At 73.4% G+C, this 4,193-nt stretch carries 2 protein-coding genes; both read right to left on the reverse strand.

Annotation, left to right across the window (positions count from 1 at the left end; translation table 11 throughout):
* Positions 1-64 precede the first annotated feature (64 nt).
* Positions 65-1,621, reverse strand: a complete 1,557-nt coding sequence (gene ffh, locus ACFWEP_RS32430) for a signal recognition particle protein (protein WP_387375544.1) — start codon at positions 1,619-1,621, stop codon at positions 65-67.
* Positions 1,622-1,819: 198 nt separating this feature from the next.
* Positions 1,820-4,193 (reverse strand): [protein-PII] uridylyltransferase (locus tag ACFWEP_RS32435; protein ID WP_387375546.1); only part of this gene is annotated, 2,374 nt, incomplete at its 5' end.

A 4,193-nucleotide genomic window follows, 5' to 3' on the forward strand; every position in this document is an offset into this window, starting at 1 on the left:
CCGTCGCGGTGCGCGCCCCTTCCCACTCCTGCGGACGCCCGTGAACCGGGCGGGCCCGCAGCGGTCAGCCCATGAACTTCTTGAACTCGTCCGGCAGCTCGAAGTCCTTGCCCTGCGCGGCCTGGCCGGGCACGCCGAAGGCGCCGCCCTGGGCCGCCGCCTGCTCGCGGCGGTCCGCGGCGGCCTGCTCGTCGGCCTTGCGCTTCATCGGGTTGCCGCTCTTGCGCTTGCCCTTGGCCTGCTTGATCTGCTTCTTCTGCCGGCCGGGGCCGCCACCCATGCCCGGCATCCCCGGCATTCCGGGCATCCCGCCGCCCTGGGCCATCCGCGACATCATCTTGCGGGCTTCGAAGAAGCGCTCCACGAGGTTCTTCACCGCGGAGACCTCGACGCCCGAACCCTTCGCGATACGGGCCCGGCGCGAGCCGTTGATGATCGTCGGCTCGGCGCGCTCCTTGGGCGTCATCGACTTGATGATCGCGGCGGTGCGGTCCACGTCGCGCTCGTCGATGTTGGCGATCTGGTCCTTGATCTGCCCCATGCCGGGCAGCATGCCGAGCAGCTTGGAGATGGAGCCCATCTTGCGGACCTGCTCCATCTGGGCCAGGAAGTCGTCGAGCGTGAAGTCCTTGCCCTTGCTCGACGCCAGCTTGGAGGCCATTTTGGCGGCCTCTTCCTGGCTGAACGTCTTCTCCGCCTGCTCGATGAGGGTGAGCAGGTCACCCATGTCGAGGATGCGGGAGGCCATGCGGTCCGGGTGGAAGGCGTCGAACTCGTCGAGCTTCTCGCCGTTGGACGCGAACATGATCTGCTTGCCCGTGACGTGGGCGATCGACAGGGCGGCACCACCGCGGGCGTCACCGTCGAGCTTGGAGAGCACCACACCGTCGAAGCCGACGCCGTCGCGGAAGGCCTCGGCGGTGTTGACCGCATCCTGGCCGATCATCGCGTCGACGACGAAGAGGATCTCGTCGGGGCTGACGGCGTCGCGGATGTCCGCGGCCTGGCGCATCAGCTCCTGGTCGATACCGAGGCGGCCCGCGGTGTCGACGATGACGATGTCGTGGACCTTGGTCTTGGCGAACTCGATGGAGTCCTTCGCGACCTGCACCGGGTCACCGACGCCGTTGCCCGGCTCGGGCGCGTACACCGCGACGCCGGCGCGCTCGGCGACGACGCTCAGCTGGTTGACGGCGTTGGGGCGCTGGAGGTCGCAGGCGACGAGGAGGGGGCTGTGGCCCTGCCCCTTGAGCCAGAGACCGAGCTTTCCGGCGAGGGTCGTCTTACCCGCACCCTGGAGGCCCGCGAGCATGATCACGGTGGGCGGGTTCTTCGCGAACCGCAGCCGCCGGGTCTCCCCGCCGAGGATGGAGACGAGCTCCTCGTTGACGATCTTGACGACCTGCTGGGCCGGGTTCAGCGCGCCGGAGACCTCGGCGCCGCGCGCCCGCTCCTTGACGTTGGCGATGAAGGCGCGGACCACCGGAAGCGCGACGTCCGCTTCGAGCAGGGCGATACGGATCTCGCGAGCCGTGGCGTCGATGTCCGCCTCGGACAAGCGGCCCTTGCCCCGGAGGTTCTTGAAAGTCGCGGCAAGGCGGTCGGAGAGAGTATCGAACACGGCGCTCGTCGGTCCTCAGGGTCGGGGGCGTAACAGGTCGCCTCCTAGAGTATCCGGCCCGGGCGAGCGGCCGTCCTCGCCGGTGGCGATCGGTACGTACGGAGCGGGCGCGCGACGGCACCGGGCGGCGGCGGTACGGGCGGAGGGCGCGCGCTCCCGCCCGTACCGCCCCCCGCGCCGGGAGACGGGACGGCCCGCTCAGCGCAGGGCGGCCTCCAGCGACTTCGCCACGGTGGCGGCCTCCTCGTCGGAGAGGACCGTCCCGTCCACGCGTGTGACGTAGACGGTGTCCACCGCGTTGGCACCCAGCGTCGCGACATGGGCCGAGCGCACCCGTACCGCGCTGTCCTCCAGCGCCTGCCCGATGCGGTGCAGCAGCCCCGGGGCGTCCTGCGCGCGGACCTCGATGACCGTGGCCTGCCGGGAGGCGGCGGACGCGACCGTGACCCGGGGCGGCGGGGCCTTGATGCCGCGCCGCCGCGGATAGGCGGACTCCCGTTCGGCGAGACGGGCCTGGATGTCGAGCGCCCCGTCCAGCACCCGCAGGAGGTCGGTGCGGAGGCGGGAGGCCTCGGGCAGCTCGCCGTACTCGGCGGCCACCCGCCAGCTGAGCAGCAGCAGGTCGGCGGACTCGCCCAGTTCGGTGGGGAGCTCGACGGCGCGCAGGTCGGCGGCGCGGACGGTGAGGCGGTGCAGGGCCAGCACCCCCGCGACGGCGGGCAGGACCCCGGGCCGGTCCGGCAGCGCGATGAGGAGTTCGACGCCGACCGGGCCCGGTTCGCCCGATTCGGAGGGCGGTTCGGGCTGGGTGTGCAGGGCGAGGACGGGTTCGCGGGTGCGCAGCGCCTCGACGGCGAGGCGTTCCTGTTCGGCGTCGGGCACGGCGGGCCCGGGGTCGGCGGGTGCCTCTCCGGCCAGTACGGCGGCCACCCGTGCGACGAGGTCGTCGACGAGGGAGGCGCGCCAGGTGCTCCAGGCTGCGGGTCCGGTGGCCAGCGCGTCGGCCTCGGTGAGCGCGTGGAGCAGTTCCAGGGTGGAGAGGGAGCCGACCGCCTCGGCGACCGACGTGACGGTGTCGGGGTCGTCCAGGTCGCGGCGGGTCGCGGTCTCGATGAGCAGCAGGTGCCGGCGTACGAGGGTGGCGACGACCGCGACGTCGGCCTTGTCGAAGCCGATGCGGGTGGCCATGTCGCGGGCGATGACCTCGCCGGCCACGGAGTGGTCGCCGGGCCAGCCCTTGCCGATGTCGTGCAGCAGGGCGGCGACCAGCAGGAGGTCGGGGCGCCCGACCCGGCGGGTCAGGGAGGAGGCGCGGACGGCGGTCTCGACGAGGTGGCGGTCGACGGTCCAGGTGTGGACGGCGTTGCGCTGGGGGCGGCAGTGGACGCGCTCCCAGTCGGGCAGCAGCCGCGTGACGATGCCTTCGGCTTCGAGCGCCTCCCACACCGCGACGGTCGCCTCGCCCGCGCCGAGCAGGGTGACCAGTTCCTCGCGGGCCTCGGGGGGCCAGGGTACGGAGAGGGGTGCCGCGGCTCCGGCGAGGTGGCGCACCAGGTGGCGGGAGAGCGGGAGCCCGGACTCGGCGGCGGCGGCGGCCGCGCGCAGGGTCAGCACGGGGTCGCGCTCGGGGCGGGCGGAGCGGGCGAGGACGACCTCGCCGTCCGCCTCGACCACCCCTTCGGCGAGCGGGGTGCGGTCGGGGGCGGGTTTGGCGCCGCCGAGCATGGCGCGCAGGCGGGGGCGCATCGAGCGGGCGCGCAGCACGCGGTCGACCTCGCGCCAGGTGACGTCGGAGGCGTAACTGACGGTACGGGCGGCCTCGTACACCTGGCGGAGCAGGGCGTCGGCGTCGAGCAGGCCGAGTGCCTCGGCGACCTGGTCCTGTTCCTGCAGGGCGAGCCGGTCGGTGGCCCGGCCGGTCACCAGATGCAGGGCGTCGCGGGTGTCGAGGAGGACGCGGCGGGCTTCGAGGAGTCCTTCGCGAGGGGCGTCGGCCACCCAGGAGGCGGCGACGGCGCGCAGGGCTGTGGCGTCACGGAGGCCGCCGCGGGCCTCCTTGAGGTCGGGTTCCAGGAGGAACTGCAGTTCGCCCATGCGTTCGGCCCGCTCCTGGCAGAGCTCGTGGAGGGCGGGCAGCCGCTTGGGGGCCTGGTTGCGCCAGTCCGCGAGGACGTGGGTGCGCAGCGCGGTGACGAGGCCCACGTCGCCGGCGACCGCGCGGGCGTCCAGCAGGCCGAGGTGGACCTTGAGGTCGTCGCCCGCGGCCTTGCGTGCCTCCGCCGGGGTGCGTACGGAGTGGTCGAGCGCGAGGCCCAGGTCCCAGACGGGGTACCAGATCCGGTCCGCCAGGGCCGAGACGGCTCCGGCGTCGGCCGATCCGTCGTGCAGCAGGACCAGATCCAAGTCGCTGCGCGGGGAGAGTTCGCCGCGGCCGTATCCGCCGACGGCGACGAGAGCGGCGCCGCGTACCCCCGCGTGTTCGGTGGCGGCGGTGAAGAGGCCGTTCAGCCAGTCGTCGGTGAGGCCGGCCAGGGCCGAACGGCGCGGCGGCCCGGACCGCGTCTCCTGCTGG

This window comes from Streptomyces sp. NPDC060198, assembly GCF_042728415.1.
In the GTDB taxonomy this organism is placed as follows: domain Bacteria; phylum Actinomycetota; class Actinomycetes; order Streptomycetales; family Streptomycetaceae; genus Streptomyces.